This is a genomic window from Bradyrhizobium sp. GW821-FHT12B03, from assembly GCF_058807535.1.
On sequence record NZ_JBXAQU010000002.1, the window covers coordinates 249,028 to 263,053 of the forward strand.

Consider the following 14,026-nt stretch of genomic DNA (forward strand, 5'->3'; position numbering starts at 1 on the left):
GGATGACGGTATCGTGGCGTAACGGGTGTCGCGCGTGGATGCGCGGCCGGGGGTGAGTTCGATGACGTTGGCATTGTTGATCGCGGGGATTATCGCCGTCGTGGCGGGGCTCCTTGCGATCCTGTTTGGCTACACGGTCAGGGATTTCAGCCTCGGCAGTACCCTCATAATCTCCGGCACGATCGGCGTCTGCTCCGGAATGTTACTGGCGGGCCTCCATGTGGTCGTGCGGGAGCTGAAGGGCATCGCCCGCCGGCTGGCCGGATCGGGCGCGGCGTCCGAGGTCCGGGTCAGGCCCGTTCTGCCGGGTCTTGCGGTGCCTGGCGCGCCTGCGTCCGAGCCTGTTCCGGCGATGCGCGTCGAGCCGCCGGCGCCGCCATCGCCTGCCGCGCCGCCGCCATGGCAGGGCGAAACACCCGCGCGTCCGCGCGTCGAGCCCGCGCCGGAACCGGAACCGCCGGCACCACCCGCCGCTCCGGAAACGCCGCGCCGGCGCAACCTGCTGTTCGCCTCGACCTCGCGCAAGGAGCGTGAACGTGCGGAGGCAAAGGCCACCGAGGGCTCGCCGCCGCATGGAGAGCCAGCGCTTGCTGCCCCGGACACGCCCCCTGGCAGCTTCGACGATGCCTGGCCGAAGCCGGATCGGATGCGTCCCCCTGAGCCGCCGGCCGCCTCGCGCCGCCCGCCGCCGCGCTCGCCCTCGACCTTTGCCGAGCCTGGCCCGCCGCCGCCCGCACCCGAGCCGGAGGCGGAGCCGGCGGTCGAGCAGCCGCCCGTAACCGTGCTCAAATCCGGCATCGTCGACGGCATGGCCTATTCGCTCTATTCCGACGGCTCGATCGAGGCGCAGATGCCTGAAGGCATGATGCGCTTTGCCTCGATCGACGAGTTGCGCGCGCATCTCGACCAGCGGTCCTGAGGACTGAAGCGGACACGTCAAGCGCCACCGTTCTTGTCACGTCGTCAGTCATCACCTCATAGTCGTCAGTTCTGTATTTGGCCGAACATATTGTTGACACGGAATAGTTTGGCGTCGTCTCTCCGGTGAGACGCAAGGTGGAGAAAGGTCGGGCCCATGTCGGATGCCGGGGCGAAGAATTTCATTGAGCTGACAGCGAGCATTGTCTCGGCCTATCTCGGCAACAATCCGACGCCGGCCGCCGAGATTCCGAACCTGATCAGCCAGGTGCATGGCGCGCTGGTGCGGGTCTCGTCGGGCCGCGCCGAGACTGTGCCGCTCGAGCCGGCAAAGCCGGCTGTGTCGCTGAAGAAGTCGATCGCGCCGGACTATCTCGTGTGCCTGGAAGACGGCAAGCGCTTCAAGTCGCTGAAGCGTCACCTGCGCACCCAGTACAACATGACGCCGGAGCAATACCGCGAGAAATGGGGCCTGCCGGCCGACTATCCCATGGTCGCGCCGAACTACGCGGTGGCGCGCTCGCAACTGGCAAAGCAGATGGGTTTGGGACAGCAGCAGCGGAAGCGGAAGTAGTCCGGGCCCGGATCTCGTAGGGTGGGCAAAGGCGCTCTTGCGCCGTGCCCACGAATTCTTACCGATCACACGCAAGTGGTGGGCACGCTCCGCTTTGCCCGCCCTACGGCACCTTGTGCGTGGTTCGGGACGTGCGCTCCTCAGGACGCGTCCGCCAGCGCTTCTTTCGCGTCGGTCTTGATGCGTTCGACCATCGAGCGCAGGCCGTTGGAGCGCTGCGGCGTCAGATGATCGCGAAAGCCGAACTCGTCGAACACCGCGATCGCGTCGGTCGCGAGAATCTCCTGCGGCGTGCGGCCCGAATAGAGCGCGAGCACGATCGCGACCAGACCGCGTACGATATGGGCGTCGCTGTCGCCGCGATACTTCAGGATCGGCGCGCCCTTGCTGCGGTCGACCAGCTTCTGGAGCCAGACCTGGCTGACGCAGCCATTCACCTTGTTGGCGGCCGAATGCTCGGCCTCGGGCATCGGTTCCAGGGTGCGGCCGAGCTCGATGACGTACCGGTAGCGGTCGTCCCACTCGTCCAGAATCTCGAAATTGTCCCTGATTTCGTCAATCGTCGTCATGCTGGCCCACGGTTCCCGTTCAGGCCAATATAAGGACGCGAAGCCGTGAAATCGATAGGGTTTGGGGGCTAATTCGCGACCTGAGGTCCGCGCCATTCCAGCGCGAGGTCGTCCTGGGTCAGGGTGTCGCGCGCCGTCTCGCTCGCAGCAATGTCGCCTTCGCCGGCCAGCGCGATCGAGCCGGTGTGGTCGGGGGCCTTCTTGTCGGTCTTGTCGTTCTTGTCGTTGGTGATGTGCTCTTTCTTGTCGTTGATGATCTGGTAGATCTTCTTCGCGCCGTCCTGGGCGCGCTGGCCGATGATGGTCGCGGCCTGTCCGCCGACCTCGCAGGCCGCCGGCTGGCGCTTGCAGAACTGGGTCATGTCGGAGACGGCCGCGGTCGCAGCCTGCACCGCATCGGCGGCGCCGATCTGCGGCAGCTTGTCCGATTCGGGCGTCTTGTCCCGCGGCAGGAGCACCAGCACCAGCCCGAGCCAGAATGTGATGCGAAGCAGAAAGCGCATCTTGCGACCTGTATGTTAGATCGCGCCGCGGCGATCTCCGCAGAGCGTGTCGGACCTAGCAACTCTCGATAAATCGCAAGTGATTGCCTTGAGCTTAATTCGCGGAAAATTTACGCAAAAATCTTCGAAGATGGCGGTCTCGTAAATTTTCCATTGATGCGGGATCTCCGTGGTTCTCCGGCCCGCGCATCCACCAATTCGAAACCATGAGGAGGCAGGTGAAACCCTGTGTTCACCATCCTCGCCGATGACGTCGTCAAATCGTCTAAAAAGCCCGGCGATGACATGGTGTCCGGCACCGGGCCGCGCCGCCTTAGCACTCGTTTAAGGTCGCTCTGACACGGTGGCTCAACGACAAGGAGGCGTTCCGGCGCGTCTCTCCGACGAATGAGCCGAAGCGCGAGACCCGTGACAGTTTTGAGTATCATCCGCGATTGTCTCGATGCGCTGCTGCATCCCTCCGCGCGTTACGACGCGCTGACGCGAGCGCGCCATCGTGCCTTCATGGCGCCGCGTCTGCTCGGCAGCCTGGCGACGTTTGCCGCATTCCCTGTCTATCTCGCCATGCGTGGCGCGCCGAGCGCGGTCGAAGTCGCGGCCTTTGCCTGGCTGATCGCGCCGATCATGTTGTCCTGGTTCCTGTCGCGCACCGGCCGCTATGAAGGCGCGCATGTGCTGTCGTCACTGGCGCTCGCCGGCTTGATCATGGCGGTCGCGGTCACGACCGGCGGCATCGAATCGTTCGCCGTGGTCTGGCTGGTCGTGGTTCCCCTCGAGGCTGCGCTGTCGGCCTCGCGCCGCGTCGCGGCCTTCGCCTCGCTGCTCGCGCTCTCCTGCGCCGGGATCCTGATCCTCGTCGGCCAGCTCGGCCTTCTGCCGCTGGACGAGCCGAGCGCCGCGGAGCGCGGCGTGCTGATGGCGTTCGGCGTTGCCTCGGCCACACTCTATGCTGCGGGCCTCGCCTTCGGCGCGGAGTCACTGGCGCGCACCAGCGTCGCGCTGCTGTCGCGCGAGGAGGAGCGTTATCGCCTGCTCGCACGCAACATGAGCGACGTCATCTCGCGGCATCAGCGCAACGGCGCGGTGCAGTTCATCTCGCCGGCCGCCGAGGCCATGCTCGGCATATCAGTCGCGCAGCTGCACGGCCACGGCCTGTTCGATCGCGTCCATGTCGCCGATCGCCCGGCCTATCTCACCGCCTTGTCCGACGCCGCGCGCGGCGAGGTGCGCAGCGTCGAGTTCCGGCTGCGGCGGGAGCCCGTTGGTTCCGAGCGCGGCCAAGGAAACTATCAGGTCGATTTCATCTGGGTCGAGATGCGCTGCCGGCCGCTCGATCAGGATATGGGCCGTGACGCCACGCGCGAGGCCGAAGTCGTCGCCGTGATGCGCGACGTCACCGATCGCAAGCTGCAGGAGCAGGCGCTCGATCAGGCCCGCAGCGCTGCGGAGGCGGCCGACGCCGCCAAGACGCGCTTCCTCGCCACCATGAGCCACGAGCTGCGCACGCCGCTCAACGCCATCATCGGCTTCTCCGACATGATCGCGCAGGAGCAGACCCTGATGCTGGGTGCGGCCCAGCGCAGGGAATACGCCCAGCTGATCAACGATTCCGGCCAGCATTTGCTGTCGGTGGTCAACGGCATCCTCGACATGTCCAAGATGGAATCGGGCAATTTCGAGATTGCGTCGGAGCCGTTCGCGCCGCGCGCCTCGCTCATGCATTGCTGCAATCTGCTGTCGCTGAAGGCGCGGGAGAACGGCATCGACCTCATCACCGACGCGCCGCAGGACCTGCCTGTCATGACCGGCGATCCGCGCGCCTTCAAGCAGATCGTGCTCAACCTCGTCGTCAACGCCATCAAGTTCACCGAGCGCGGCGGTCAGGTCTCGGTTTCCGCCGCGACGTCGGGATCGCAGCTCACCCTGCGCATCAGCGACACCGGCGTCGGCATTGCGCCCGACGACCTCAAGCGTATCGGCGCGCCGTTCTTCCAGGCCGGCAAGACCTATCAGCGCCGTCACGAAGGCACCGGCCTTGGTCTTTCGATCGTGAAGAGTCTCGTGGCATTGCATCTCGGCGAATTGACGGTACAAAGCAGGCTCGGCGAGGGCACTGTCGTCACCGTCAAGCTGCCGCTGGTCTACAAGCCGCCGCAAGCCAAACCTGCCGACAGAATGTCGGCCGAGAGCAAGATCGCGACCTTGACGCCGGCGCTGCGCCAGGAACTTCACGACCAACTTCAGGACCAACCTGCTCCGGTGAAGAAAAGTGCCTAAGAAGTCTGCAAAGGACGAAACCGCTCCGCGCCGCCGTGGCGCCAGGGCTGGGGTCAAGGCTGCGGTTGTCGACGTCGAGACCGAGCGCAACCTCGTGATGCGCGTGCTGCTGCACAGTCCCAAGGACACGCTGGCCGGTCTCGTCGCCGTCGCCGCCGTCAGCGCGATCGTCGCGAACGCGCTGTTTCTCCAGACTGGCCGGCATCCGGCGCCGATGTTCGGCACCGTGATCAATCTTCCCGCGCCGTCGTCGGCGTCGCTGTCGAACCCCTTGCCGCGTCCGCGCCCCGTCGGCGCCGATACCTCGCCGCTCGAGCCGAGAGCGACGGAATTCCGCGTCGAGCCAAAACCTGCCGAGCGAGCCGCCGAGAAGCCGGCCGAAAAGCCCGTCGAGGCGACCGCATCGACGCCGCGCCCGGGTAGCGATCCCATGACCAATCTGGTCAAGCAAACGACCTCGACGCCGCCCTCCGTGATGCGTCCGCCGGCGCCGATCCCGGTGCAGCAGACCCCGGCCGCGAAGCGTATCGCCGGCGTGCAGCGCGCGCTGTCCGAATATGGCTACGGCCAGTTGAAGGTCACGGGCGCGATGAGCGGCGAGACCCAGTCCGCGATCCAGAAGTTCGAGCGCGAGCACAAGATGCAGGTCACCGGCCAGGTGTCCGATCGCCTGCTGCGCGAGCTCGCCGCCGCGATCGGCCACCCCGTCGAGTAACGGCATTTGTCGTCGTCATTGACGCGGGTCAATTGTCCGCGCGTGATCCGCAAGGAGATGCCTGCCCTGCGCCGGCGTGATTTGTCCGGGATCAATGACTGCCGACGGCGTCAGGGACGATGATGGCTCATCCTCATCAAGGAAGAGAGGTCGTCATGTTCAAGGTCTCGATTCTCGTCTGGATCATGCTGGGTACCGTGCTGGCGGGTGTCAGCCTGATCGTGGTGCTGATGGTGCCGAGCCTTGCCGCGGAGGCGATCAGGACCATCCCCTATGCCGTGGGCCTGGGATTTGCGCTTGCAATGCCGCTATCCTACCTCGTCGCACGCCAGATCGGCGGCGGACAGGGCGTATCCAAGGCGTAGCAGCCGCAAGGCGAGACTGGCGGGGTGCTTCGCGCTGGCCTATCGTCCGACTCATGCGTTTGAAATCCAACATATGGGTCGCAGCCTATCTGCGCCGGTGCCAGACCGAGGGCGTGTTCGGCGCGGTGCGCCGTCGCGGCGCCGAGGAGGCGGGCGCGGTGTTCGTGAAGGTGGCGCTGCTCGACGGCAACGCGATGCTCTTTGTGCCCGCGCCGCAGACTTCTTATGACGACGGCCGGCCGGTCGATCGCTTCTTCGTGCCGGCCGGGCCGCAGCCGATGCCGGAGCCTGCGGTGGAGGAGCGACTGACCAAGGAAATCCGCTTCGATCCGGATGCCTGGATCGTCGAGACCGAGGACCGCGCGGGGCGGCATTTCCTGGAATTGGCGAAGACTTAACTCAGAGCGTGGACACGCCGCGCGCGGGTCATAGGCAACTGGGCAGGTCCGTCGGCTTTACCGAGCGGGCCGCTGTAGTCCATTGGCGATAAACGCAGTATTGCCGTCGGGCGAGTTCAGGTACCGAAGCAAGGCGTTGGCGCTCGCCGACCTCTCGGCCGCAGCTGAAACCGCTGCCGTGTAGGTCGTGATGTTTTGCAGCTGCGATGGTAGGACGCCGGCGAACTCCACCGCCGGGATGGATACGATGTTGGGAACGGTGATGATCGTCAGATCAGCCTCGCCGTGCGCCACGGCTTCGACCGGATTTCCGCTTACCTTCCGGAGTTTCGGCTGCATTTGCGCGCTAATGCCAAGTCGATCGATCACGCTGAGGAAGTGTTGTCCGCTGGCGCTGTCGGAAGCGTAAGCTGCGGAGTTGGCCGACAACAGAGACTGGCGAACCGCATCGGGCGAACTGACGTCGAACCTTGGAAACCCTTTCCGGACAGCGACGCCCGTCAAGGCCACCGCAAGGTCGGCCCGGGAACTGCGGATCGCCTTTCCTTCCGCGATGAGGTCGTCGATTTGCGGAGGTAGCAGCAGCGCGACATCAAATGGCGCTCCGCCGTCGATTTCCCGTTTCAATGCGGCGACGGAGCCAAAACGGATCGTGAGCTTGTGTTGGGTCGATTTCTCGAAATCGGGGACCAGCTGAGACAGCACCGGCTTCAAGGAGGGAGTGCTGAATACGACGATCTCCTCGGCCGCCGCAGGCGATACGCCCAGGCACGCCGCGATGGCCGCGAACACGATCGCTTTCCGCATAACAAGCCCCAATACGCACATTCGAGCTGGAAGCTAACGGAGCCAAGCCGTATCTTAAAGCTCGCATTTCGAACATATCCGTAGCTTTGTGGGTACGCCTCATGAAATGGTCAGATCGGATTGGACAGCGCATCTCCCCTCGCGATCTGCACGTGTTTCTCGCCGTCGCTGCCGAGCTCAACATGGCGAAGGCCGCCAAGCGCCTGTCGGTATCGCGGCCGGTCGTCTCGCGTACCATTGCGAGCCTTGAGCACGAGCTGGGCGTACCGCTGTTTGATCGCATTGCGCGCGGAACCGAACTGACCCGATACGGTGCCGCGCTCGCGAGCCACGCGGCCGTTGTTTTCGACGAATTGCGCCGCAGCGTGGCCGCGGTTCAGGAGATGGCGACCCCCGGCACCGGCGAGGTTCGGTTCGCTTCTAGTGAGATTTGGACGGCTGGTCTCGTTCCTGCGGCCGTCGAACGTGTTTCCCAGCGTTACCCCCGCCTGAGATTCGAGATCGAGGCGATCACCCCGTCCACACTTCAGGCCTATCTCGGCGAGCGCCGCGGCGAATTTGCCATCACTCGACTGACCCGGAACGCGCCGGAGCCGGACCTCGAAGTCGAGGGCCTCTACCAGGAACGGCTCGTGGTCGTGGCGGGTGCAGGGAATTCCTGGATAGCCTGCCGAAAGCTGAGACTGGAACAGATTATCCAGGAGCCGTGGATTATCTCGCCATTCGAACTCGACGAGAGCTCGCCCTTCATGAAAGCGTGCGCGGCGGAAGGCCTCTCTCCGCCCACAAACCGCATTCTGAGCAACTCCCTCAATCTTCGTGCAGGGCTGCTCGCAACTGGTCGGTTTCTGACGCTCGTTCCTGGCTCCGTCCTCGCGTTCCCGCCTTGGCGCACGCTCCTCAAACCCATTCGCGTCGATTTGCCGACGTGGCAGTTTCCCACAGCCGTGTTTAAGCTGAAGCACCGGACTCTTAGCGCTGGCGCCGAAGCTCTTCTGAGCGCCGTTCGGTTGGAAGCTAAACGATTCCACAAAACCGGCGGCGCAAGCGGGCGCTGATCCTACCGCTCCGATGATCCGCCGGTGCCGGTCCGCACCCCCGGCGCGGATCCAGGCTGTACGCCCGGCCGCGTCTGGCTTGCGCCCGCGCGCGCGCGCTGGCGCTCGCTGTCATGCAGCGACGACTGGTACTTTGCGCGCGTCACCGCGAGCGTCGAGCCGCGCCAGGCCGCCAGCAACACCAGCGCGGAACGATCGCTGATGCGATCATAGAGCCGCGACAGCCTGTACACGTTGTTCACGGAATTGCCGATCTCCGGCTTGAAGAACAAGAGGATGCGCTGGAAGTTCGGGCTCGGCATGTCGAGCGCGCGCGCGGCGACCGCGAGTGCTTCGCCGCCGGGATCGTCGACGATTTGCGCCGCCACGCGCGAGGGCAGGATCAGGCTGTCGCCGAGCTCGAGGGTGAAATTCTCGACGTCACCCGCGATCGCCGCCATCTCCAGGATCTGGATCGCACGCTTGGCGCGCACGGTCGGAATCCGCGGCGCGGCCTTCAACGGCGTCTGCGCCAGATTGTGCAGGATCAGCGCGCGCTGGGTCGCATCGGCGCGGAAGAACATGTCGTGGATTTCAGCGGCGTCCTTCGGCTGCATCGCCATGTTCGAGGCCATGCGCTGCTCGGCCTCGGTCGGCGTGCGGACCGGAGAGGAGGCTGCCGGGGGAGCCGGGATCTCGCGCGCGAGCGGGACCCTGCGGCCTTCCTGGGCGGCGACCAGCCCAAGCTTCTGCAGGACCGGGACCGGCGTCTGCGGATAGATCGCGAGCTTTGCCTTGATGGCTGCGCGCGTCGCATCGTCGACCTGGTCGATCAGCCGCGTCGCGAGCTCGATAAACTGGCGCTGTTCGTCCTCGCTGTGGACGCGCGTCTGGACATAGAGGTCGGTCAGCACGCGCAGCAGCGTCGGACGAACATCGACGCCTTCGCGACGGGACAGGTTCATCAGCCCGTCGAATCCGGGGAACAGCGACTTGGTCATGGAGGCGTACGCAACTCGGAAGAGACACTTGCGGGGATCGTATCGAGGTTCCTTTAAAGCCTCGTTAAGGAAAACGAGGTGTGAAGCCGACCCTGCAATTTAAGGCCTCGTCGTGCCGCAGCGGGACGGCGCAGCCCGCGCCCGTGCGGCTACGGTCCAAAGGCCATGTTTACACCCCGTTAACCATGAGCTGATCTTAATGATCCGCATGTTGCAGGGGCGCGTTTGGTCGCGCGGCAATTGAGAGAGCTGACATGGGGACCATCATCGAATTTCCGGCCGGTCGCCGGGTAGGCTCGTCGGGGGACGTCGCACCGCGCGCGGACATGGGGACGATCCTGATCCTTCCCGTGATCCGCATCGAGCGCGAGGCGGACGAAACCAGCGGCGATCGTGGGCCGGAAACGGGCACAGCGCCGGGACGCCGTCGTCGCCGCCGCTAGCATCCGGTTCTTGCAATGCCGGACACCACCCACCAGATCCGGCCTTTCGTATCGGCCGTCCTGCTCGCGCTGATCAGTGCGACGTTGGGCGCCTGTAGTGGCGGCGATTTCGGCCGAACCCGCGAGAGCATGCGCAGCGACGACATGCACCGCTGGCTCGGCACCGAGGTCACCGCGAGCGTCGGCCTGAAGCCGTCGCAATTCCAGCTCACCGACGAGGAGCGCCAGCTGCGCGACCTCGCTTATCCCCTCATCGAGCCGCCGCTGTCGCGCCCCGCTTGGAAGAGCGTGTTCGGCGACTACAAGGCCTTGCCGTCACCGTGGCGGCAGAAGATCGTGTTCGACCGCACCATGTACGGGCGCACGCTGATCGACGAGCCGCACCGCTCGCATTCCTCGCGCTATGCGCAACTGATCGAGGACGTGCGCAACGACACCACCCGTTTCGAGCCGTTCTTCGCGTCCGCGATCCGCGTCATCGATCTCGACAAGAAGCGCAATGCCAGCATGGCGCGCGTCTCCGCCCTCTCGCCCAAGGAGAGGGAGGATGCGGTCGAGCGCATGCAGGAGAACTCGCTGATCATCCAGTGGGTGCAGCAGTGCCTCGAGCAGCGCGTCTCCTCCTATCGCTGGGCGCTGGAACGCCTGGTGATCCAGGCTCCCGACGGCATGGCCGCCGATGCCGATCGGCTGATCGGCGAGCTCGCCGCCCAGACCGCCAACCCGCCGGTCGCGGCGCAGCCGGTCTACCAGCGCCCGGTCAGCGTGCGGGGCTGATCGCGCACAAGGCGCCTTGGCCCGCGACCCATCCTGCGATCGGCGCTTGCGCGTCCGGCCGACGGCGGGCGCCGGGAACTCGGGCTTGCCGGCGCCGATCCGGTTCAGCATAGCCGCGGATCGCCCCTGATTGGCGCTTGTTCTCCCCAGCCGGAGGGGTAGGATTATTTGGTTACACCAAATCATTTTACGCCAAAGGCCTTTCATCATGAGCATGGACGCCGGGAGTCCGTTTGAAAGCCGTCTGAATTTCACCCCGCCCCGAACGATCCGGAAGGTGCTGGCCCTTGCCATGTTGCTCGGATCGACCGGCTCGGCCGCCGCGCTGACCAAGGAGGCGGCGCTCGAGAACTGCCGGATGAGCGTCGGCAGGCCGATCGTTCAGGCCTGCATGCGCGCCGGCGGAGGGCCGGCGGGCGGTGCCAATCTGGAAGCCTGCCGCGCCAAGGCCTCGCCGCAGGTGAAAGCCTGCATGATGGCGGCCCTCAACGCCGCGAACGGACGCGCCAACGTGGCCGTCGAAATTCCGAAGGAGGTGGCGCCCAAGCTGGAGCCGGGTACCGCCCTGCCGAAGGACTTCATCGCGCCGCCGCGCACCATCGCCGACATCACGGCAATCCTCGATCACGAGAAGCCGGACGAGAAGGTGCTCGCGGAGCTGAAGTCGGACGCCGACGCTGCGCCGACCGGGAAGGAGTCTCGCCAGGACCTCGCGCAATTCTACTTCGATCGCGCCAATGCGCGTGCGCAGCTCGGCCGGCTCGCCGAATCCATCGCCGACGCCAACAAGGCCGTGGAAGTCGGGCGCGGAGCCGTCAGCCCGAACATGTTGGGGCGAATATTGCAGCTCCAGTCGCTGCAGTACTCCCTCGCAGGCGATCCGAAGCGTGCACTCGAGATCTTGCAAAGGCTTCTGAGCGAGTCTGCCAGCATGCCGGGTGCCAAAGGGATGCAGTTCAATGCAAACCGCGCGGTCGCCAGCGTTCTCATCCAGATGGGTGACGTCTCGCAGGCCGAAGCCTATCTGCGTCGTAGCCTGACCGCGATCCAGGAGGCGCGTACCAGCGGCCATCCTGCCTGGCGATCGTCCTACGCCAGGTTCGGCCAGAGCTGGGAGGGCGAGCTGGAGATCTCCCGTGCCCTGGTCTTCGAGGCGCGCGGCCAGTTCGCCGAAGCCGAGGCCGCCTATCGCACGGCGGAGGTGCGCAAGCGCGCCAGCACGAAGGCGATCATGGAGTCGGACAATCCGCCGGCCGAGACCATTCTGCTCCAGGCGATCGACGGCACCGTGTTGAATCAGGCGCGCATGAAGGCGCGCCAGGGGCGGCTGGCCGAGGCCGAGGTCGATGCGCGCCGCGCGCTGCTGTCGCGCTTGAAGGACACGGGCAAGTACAGCCCGGTCACCCCGCGCTTCATGATGGGGCTGGCCAGCGTTCTGGTCGATCAGGGCCGTTACGACGAAGCCGAGAAGCTCGGCCGCGTCGCCCTCGAGATCAACAAGGCGGTCGGCGTGCCGGAGGATTCGCATGCGACCGTGCAATTGTTCTCGCAGCTTGCCGGCATTCTGACGATCCAGCGCAAGGCCGTCGAGGCGAACCAGATGTTTGCGCGGATCGACAAGGCGATCGCCAATTGGGAGCCGCAGCGCCGCCAGGTGTTCGAGCTCAATCCGTCGCGGATCATGTCGCTCTACGGTGCCGGCCAGTTGGACGCCGGGATCGCGGCCGCCGAGCAGCTGGTGAAGAAGCAGGTCGGTCGGGTCGGCGAAAGCCATTTCGACGCCGCCTCGGCGCGCGGCACCCTGGCGGTTGGCCTGATGCGTGCGCGGCGCGACGCCGAGGCGATCCGGGAATTCAAGGCCGCCATTCCGGTCATGATGGCGAACGCCAACGAAAACGCCGATGACGAGAACACGAGCGTGGTGGCGGCGCGCAGCCAGCGGCTGCAGTCGATCGTCGAGAACTACTTATTGCTGCTCGCGAGGGCGGAGGGAACCGGCCATGGCATTGGCGAGGAGACCTTCAGTCTCGCCGATTCCGTTCGTGGCCGCTCGGTGCAGCAGGCGCTTGCGGCCTCCAGTGCCCGCGCAGCCGCAAAGGATCCCGCGCTCGCCGAGCTCGTCCGCAAGGAGCAGGACCTGACCAAGCAGGTCAATGCCCAGCTCGGCACGCTCAACAACGTGCTCGCGCTTCCCTCGGCAGAGCGCGACGAGAAGGGCGTTCAGCAGATCCAGGCGTCGATCGCCGCCTTGCGCGGCGAGCGCGACAAGGCGCGCCAGCAGATCAAGCAGAAGTTTCCCACTTACGCCGATCTCGTCTCGCCGAGGCCCCCGAGCGTCGCCGAGATCCGTGCGACGCTTGCGGACGACGAGGCCATGCTGTCCTTCTATTTTGGCCAGAATGGCAGCTTCGTCTGGGCCGTGCCGAAGTCGGGCCCGGTTGCCTTCGCCGCGGTCAAGGCGAGTATCGGCGAAGTCGAGACGAAGATTCGCAAGCTGCGGGAGGCGCTGGAGCCGCAGGCGGCGATGATCTCGGACATTCCGGCCTTCGATCTCAAGCTCGGCCATGAGCTCTATGAGCTGCTGCTGAAGCCTGTCGAGACCGGGTGGAAGCCGGCCAGGAAGCTCATCGTGGTCACCAATGGAGCGCTCGGCCTGCTGCCGCTCTCGCTGCTGCCGACGGCACCTGCCGAAGTGGCAGAGGACGAAGATCCGCTGTTCGTCGGCTACCGCAACGTGCCCTGGCTGGCCCGCACCCATGCCGTGTCGACGGTCCCGTCCGCGGCTGCCTTGCGCACGCTGCGGCAGCTGCCTCCGGGCAAGCCTGGTCGCGGTGACCTCGTGGCATTCGGCGATCCCTATTTCAACAGGGATCAGCAGGCCGAGGCGGAAGGCGATCAGGCCAGGATTGTGGTTGCCGACGCCGGCGGCAATTTGACGCGTGGCGGGCCGCTCAAGAGGCGCAGCAGTCCGAAGCTGGACGGCGTCGACAGTGCCGAGCTCGGTCTGCTGCCCCGGCTTGCCGACACGGCCGACGAGCTGAAGTCGATCGCGCTTGCCTTGCAGGCGGATCCGTCAAAAGTGTTGTTCCTCGGCAAGAGTGCGACCGAGAGCGCGGTCAAGACGATGAATCTCTCCGGCTTCAGGATCCTGGCTTTCGCCACTCACGGTCTGGTCCCCGGCGAGCTCAATGGATTGACGCAGCCGGCGCTCGCCTTGTCGTCCCCGACCGTGACGGGCGAGGGCGGAGACGGCCTGCTGACCATGGAGGAGATTCTCGGTCTCAAGCTCGATGCCGACTGGGTCATCCTGTCGGCCTGCAATACCGGCGCGGGTGCCGGTGCAGGGGCCGAGGCGGCCTCGGGGCTTGGCCGGGCGTTCTTCTATGCGGGCACACGGGCATTGCTGGTGACGAACTGGTCGGTGCATTCGCAATCGGCACGGCAACTGGTGACCGACCTGTTCAAGCGGCAGGCCGACGATCCGAAGCTGTCGCGGAGCGAAGCGCTGCGCGAGGCGATGATGGCCCTCGTCGATGGCCCCGGCTATCTCAATGGCGAAGGCAAGACCGAGTTCGCCTATGCTCATCCGCTGTTCTGGGCGCCCTACACGATCATCGGTGACGGCGGTGTACGCTGATGGCA

Annotated in this window: 14 protein-coding genes; 10 read left to right on the forward strand and 4 right to left on the reverse strand. The window is 65.6% G+C overall.

Annotated features, from left to right (window positions below; genetic code table 11):
* Window positions 1-61: 61 nt before the first annotated feature.
* Together AC1RUR_RS05200 and AC1RUR_RS05205 are read left to right on the forward strand one after the other, a co-directional pair.
* Window positions 62-919 (forward strand): DUF308 domain-containing protein, encoded by an 858-nt coding sequence (locus tag AC1RUR_RS05200; protein ID WP_492842006.1) that lies wholly within the window; start codon window positions 62-64, stop codon window positions 917-919.
* Between the two features lie 156 nt (window positions 920-1,075).
* Window positions 1,076-1,492: a Ros/MucR family transcriptional regulator gene (locus AC1RUR_RS05205; RefSeq protein WP_492842008.1), complete on the forward strand. Its 417-nt coding sequence runs from the start codon at window positions 1,076-1,078 to the stop codon at window positions 1,490-1,492.
* A 140-nt stretch (window positions 1,493-1,632) separates the two neighbouring features.
* On the opposite strand, the gene AC1RUR_RS05210 is transcribed toward AC1RUR_RS05205, so the two are convergent.
* Complete coding sequence (locus tag AC1RUR_RS05210) at window positions 1,633-2,061, reverse strand: SufE family protein (RefSeq protein ID WP_492842010.1); 429 nt, start codon at window positions 2,059-2,061, stop codon at window positions 1,633-1,635.
* A gap of 68 nt (window positions 2,062-2,129) precedes the next feature.
* Window positions 2,130-2,564, reverse strand: coding sequence for a DUF5330 domain-containing protein (locus AC1RUR_RS05215; RefSeq protein ID WP_492842012.1), 435 nt, complete (start codon window positions 2,562-2,564; stop codon window positions 2,130-2,132).
* Between the two features lie 387 nt (window positions 2,565-2,951).
* Between AC1RUR_RS05215 and AC1RUR_RS05220 the strand changes: the two genes are divergently transcribed.
* From AC1RUR_RS05220 to AC1RUR_RS05235, 4 genes are all read left to right on the forward strand, one after another.
* Window positions 2,952-4,841 (forward strand): PAS domain-containing sensor histidine kinase, encoded by a 1,890-nt coding sequence (locus tag AC1RUR_RS05220; protein ID WP_492842014.1) that lies wholly within the window; start codon window positions 2,952-2,954, stop codon window positions 4,839-4,841.
* The gene (locus AC1RUR_RS05225; RefSeq protein WP_492842016.1) at window positions 4,834-5,556 is read left to right on the forward strand and encodes a peptidoglycan-binding domain-containing protein; all 723 of its coding nucleotides are present in this window, start codon (window positions 4,834-4,836) and stop codon (window positions 5,554-5,556) included. Before AC1RUR_RS05220 ends, AC1RUR_RS05225 begins: the two co-directional genes overlap by 8 nt.
* A 155-nt stretch (window positions 5,557-5,711) precedes the next feature.
* Window positions 5,712-5,921 (forward strand): hypothetical protein, encoded by a 210-nt coding sequence (locus AC1RUR_RS05230; protein ID WP_492842018.1) that lies wholly within the window; start codon window positions 5,712-5,714, stop codon window positions 5,919-5,921.
* 53 nt (window positions 5,922-5,974) lie between these two features.
* Window positions 5,975-6,319 carry a DUF1491 family protein gene (locus AC1RUR_RS05235; RefSeq protein ID WP_492842020.1) on the forward strand — a complete coding sequence of 115 codons (345 nt, stop codon included), beginning with the start codon at window positions 5,975-5,977 and terminating at the stop codon, window positions 6,317-6,319.
* A gap of 57 nt (window positions 6,320-6,376) precedes the next feature.
* Here AC1RUR_RS05235 and AC1RUR_RS05240 read toward each other — a convergent pair whose 3' ends face one another.
* Entirely contained in the window at window positions 6,377-7,126 is a 750-nt protein-coding gene (locus AC1RUR_RS05240; RefSeq protein ID WP_492842022.1) for a molybdate ABC transporter substrate-binding protein, read from the reverse strand.
* A gap of 101 nt (window positions 7,127-7,227) precedes the next feature.
* Here AC1RUR_RS05240 and AC1RUR_RS05245 point away from each other — a divergent pair, with 101 nt between their 5' ends.
* Window positions 7,228-8,184 carry a LysR family transcriptional regulator gene (locus AC1RUR_RS05245; RefSeq protein ID WP_492842024.1) on the forward strand — a complete coding sequence of 319 codons (957 nt, stop codon included), beginning with the start codon at window positions 7,228-7,230 and terminating at the stop codon, window positions 8,182-8,184.
* Window positions 8,185-8,186: 2 nt separating this feature from the next.
* Here AC1RUR_RS05245 and AC1RUR_RS05250 read toward each other — a convergent pair whose 3' ends face one another.
* Entirely contained in the window at window positions 8,187-9,164 is a 978-nt protein-coding gene (locus AC1RUR_RS05250) for a DUF2336 domain-containing protein (RefSeq protein WP_492842026.1), read from the reverse strand.
* Window positions 9,165-9,418: 254 nt separating this feature from the next.
* Here AC1RUR_RS05250 and AC1RUR_RS05255 point away from each other — a divergent pair, with 254 nt between their 5' ends.
* From AC1RUR_RS05255 to AC1RUR_RS05265, 3 genes are all read left to right on the forward strand, one after another.
* A complete protein-coding gene (locus AC1RUR_RS05255; protein WP_492842028.1) occupies window positions 9,419-9,607 on the forward strand; it encodes a hypothetical protein in 189 nt (62 codons plus the stop codon).
* A gap of 15 nt (window positions 9,608-9,622) precedes the next feature.
* Entirely contained in the window at window positions 9,623-10,384 is a 762-nt protein-coding gene (locus AC1RUR_RS05260) for a hypothetical protein (protein ID WP_492842030.1), read from the forward strand.
* 208 nt (window positions 10,385-10,592) lie between these two features.
* Entirely contained in the window at window positions 10,593-14,021 is a 3,429-nt protein-coding gene (locus tag AC1RUR_RS05265; RefSeq protein ID WP_492842032.1) for a CHAT domain-containing tetratricopeptide repeat protein, read from the forward strand.
* Window positions 14,022-14,026 lie beyond the last annotated feature (5 nt).

Bases quoted from the DNA above. Each gene is read 5' to 3' on its own strand.
- AC1RUR_RS05200 (WP_492842006.1), top strand. From the start codon at position 62: ATGACGTTGGCATTGTTGATCGCGGGGATTATCGCCGTCGTGGCGGGG.
- AC1RUR_RS05205 (WP_492842008.1), top strand. From the start codon at position 1,076: ATGTCGGATGCCGGGGCGAAGAATTTCATTGAGCTGACAGCGAGCATT.
- AC1RUR_RS05210 (WP_492842010.1), bottom strand. From the start codon at position 2,061: ATGACGACGATTGACGAAATCAGGGACAATTTCGAGATTCTGGACGAG.
- AC1RUR_RS05215 (WP_492842012.1), bottom strand. From the start codon at position 2,564: ATGCGCTTTCTGCTTCGCATCACATTCTGGCTCGGGCTGGTGCTGGTG.
- AC1RUR_RS05220 (WP_492842014.1), top strand. From the start codon at position 2,952: ATGAGCCGAAGCGCGAGACCCGTGACAGTTTTGAGTATCATCCGCGAT.
- AC1RUR_RS05230 (WP_492842018.1), top strand. From the start codon at position 5,712: ATGTTCAAGGTCTCGATTCTCGTCTGGATCATGCTGGGTACCGTGCTG.
- AC1RUR_RS05235 (WP_492842020.1), top strand. From the start codon at position 5,975: ATGCGTTTGAAATCCAACATATGGGTCGCAGCCTATCTGCGCCGGTGC.
- AC1RUR_RS05240 (WP_492842022.1), bottom strand. From the start codon at position 7,126: ATGCGGAAAGCGATCGTGTTCGCGGCCATCGCGGCGTGCCTGGGCGTA.
- AC1RUR_RS05245 (WP_492842024.1), top strand. From the start codon at position 7,228: ATGAAATGGTCAGATCGGATTGGACAGCGCATCTCCCCTCGCGATCTG.
- AC1RUR_RS05250 (WP_492842026.1), bottom strand. From the start codon at position 9,164: ATGACCAAGTCGCTGTTCCCCGGATTCGACGGGCTGATGAACCTGTCC.
- AC1RUR_RS05255 (WP_492842028.1), top strand. From the start codon at position 9,419: ATGGGGACCATCATCGAATTTCCGGCCGGTCGCCGGGTAGGCTCGTCG.
- AC1RUR_RS05260 (WP_492842030.1), top strand. From the start codon at position 9,623: ATGCCGGACACCACCCACCAGATCCGGCCTTTCGTATCGGCCGTCCTG.
- AC1RUR_RS05265 (WP_492842032.1), top strand. From the start codon at position 10,593: ATGAGCATGGACGCCGGGAGTCCGTTTGAAAGCCGTCTGAATTTCACC.